This is a genomic window from Halopseudomonas sp., assembly GCF_038130085.1.
Taxonomy (GTDB): domain Bacteria; phylum Pseudomonadota; class Gammaproteobacteria; order Pseudomonadales; family Pseudomonadaceae; genus Halopseudomonas.
This window is the reverse complement of sequence record NZ_JAYPMU010000051.1, coordinates 1-2,124: the sequence shown is the minus strand read 5'-3', so window position 1 is coordinate 2,124 and position 2,124 is coordinate 1. Positions and strand designations below refer to the sequence as shown.

The 2,124-nt window shown below is 53.7% G+C and carries 2 protein-coding genes; both read left to right on the top strand.

The window, feature by feature from the left end:
• The first annotated feature begins 236 nt into the window (after positions 1–236).
• A protein-coding gene (locus AAFM31_RS17665) for an IS3 family transposase (RefSeq protein WP_341709168.1) occupies positions 237–1,324 on the top strand; the annotation gives its coding sequence in 2 pieces (ribosomal slippage) (positions 237–489 and positions 489–1,324; 1,089 coding nt in all).
• 59 nt (positions 1,325–1,383) lie between these two features.
• Entirely contained in the window at positions 1,384–1,614 is a 231-nt protein-coding gene (locus tag AAFM31_RS17660) for a hypothetical protein (protein WP_083729411.1), read from the top strand.
• Positions 1,615–2,124 lie beyond the last annotated feature (510 nt).

Here is a 2,124-nt window from a genome sequence, read left to right as displayed (position 1 = left end):
AGCACCGTACCGGAAAGGTCAGGTGTTGCACTCAGTTTTTGCCGCAGCCAAGCATTACATTTCAATAATGTAATGCTTGGCTCATGCTGCTGTTAGCTTCAATCACGCAAAATTCATTCGAACCTGCAGGGCTCAGCGAGAAAGCTCAGCAAGCCACCTTTGAATTGGTAATCCCCCCTGAAATCAGCCCTCGTCAGAAGTAGAATTTTCTCCTAATCGGATCAAGGAAATTTTGCGTGAAGACATCGCGTTTTTCGGACAGTCAAATCATCGCCATCCTCAAGCAGGCTGAAGTCGGCAGCCCCGTGCCTGAACTGTGCCGCGAGCATGGCATCAGTTCGGCGACCTTCTACAAATGGCGCGCCAAGTTCGGTGGCATGGACGCCTCGTTAATGGCTCGACTGCGCGAGCTGGAGGAGGAGAATCGTCGTCTGAAGAAGATGTATGCCGAGGAGCGCCTGAAGGCCGAGATCATCCAGGAGGCGATGGCAAAAAAGTGGTGAAGCCATCTCGGCGACGAGAGATGGCGCAACACGCGGTTGCCTCAGGCAAGGTCAGCATCAAACTGGCGTGTGTGTCGTTTGGCATCAGCACGACCTGCTATCGCTACCAGCCACGGTTGTCGGCAGAAAATGCCGAGATCGCCAATCACCTGATCCGACTCACACATAACCAACGCAACTGGGGTTTCGGCCTGTGCTTCCTGTATCTGCGCAACGTGAAAGGTTATCGCTGGAATCACAAACGGGTGTACCGGATCTATCGGGAGCTGGAGTTGAACCTGCGGATCAAGCCGCGCAAGCGCATCGTGCGAGAGAAGCCCGAGCCATTGGCCGTGCCGGAGGCAATCAACCACTGCTGGTCGATGGACTTCATGCACGATCAGTTGGCCGACGGTCGCAGCTTCCGCCTGTTCAACCTGATCGACGACTTCAACCGCGAGGCCCTGACCATGGATATCGATCTGTCATTGCCGGCAGAGCGGGTGGTGCGCGCACTGGATCAAGTGATCGAGTGGCGTGGCAAGCCCCAAGTTATCCGCAGCGACAATGGTCCGGAATACATCAGCAGCAAGCTCGTGCTATGGGCGGAAAAGCACGGCATTCGACTGGAGCATATCCAGCCTGGTAATCCACAGCAGAATGCCTACGTCGAGCGCTACAACCGCACGGTGCGTTATGACTGGCTGGGGCATTACTTGTTCGAGTCCATTGCCGAGGTGCAGGAGCATGCAACGCGCTGGGTATGGATATACAATCACGAACGGCCAAACATGGCCCTGGGTGGCATCACCCCCAAACAGAAGTTGGCCCTTGCGGCCTGACCTCTACTTCTGGCGAGTACTAAAAATGGGGGGATTACCAATTTAGCGAGGACTGCCCTATGAATCTGTTGAAAGCTATTGTTGTTGGTTTGGTAATCTGCGGCTCCGCATTGTCTTATGCAGAAGATGGCTATGACCGCTCAATTAAATTTTATGAAAAATTCCGAGCAGATCAAAAACGAATTCACGGAACCGAATCCGCCAAACGAAAAATAGACGAATTACAGATTAAGGATACCCGCCAAGATCAGAACAATACGGAAAGCAAGAAAGAAACCAAAGCTGACTAACCGCTTCATATCTGAACGATATTCGCCTCCGGCAGCTTCCAAGCTCCTTTGGAAGCAGTTGCACTCTAAGCGCCTTCGGGGCGCTTTTTTGTTTCCATAACTTGCCCGCAACATCGCTACCAGCGAATCGCCCTTGATTTATAAAAGCCGTTTCGTTTAAGTCAGGCCGCCATCGCCTGATCTGTTGTTATTAGCCTTCGCAAGGAGCATATCGAGTGAGCTGAACAGACGCTGGTGGCCTACCCCGCATCCATGTCGGGGGTCGTCATCTCAGCGGTCTCGCGGTTCGTGCATGATTGAAGGTGTCAGCTCGGTCTTGTACAGCCTGCTGATCATTCCAGCCAGGGCGTTGTCGTAGCTATCGCCCCTTGCTGCCAACCAGGGTGAACCGCCCCGGGTTTCGCGGAGGCTCCACCCTTTGAGAGAATGGAGCCCATATGAGCAAGCACACCAAATTTTCCCCTGAAGTCCGTGAACGAGCCGTGCGGATGGTGCAAGAGCATCGCGGCG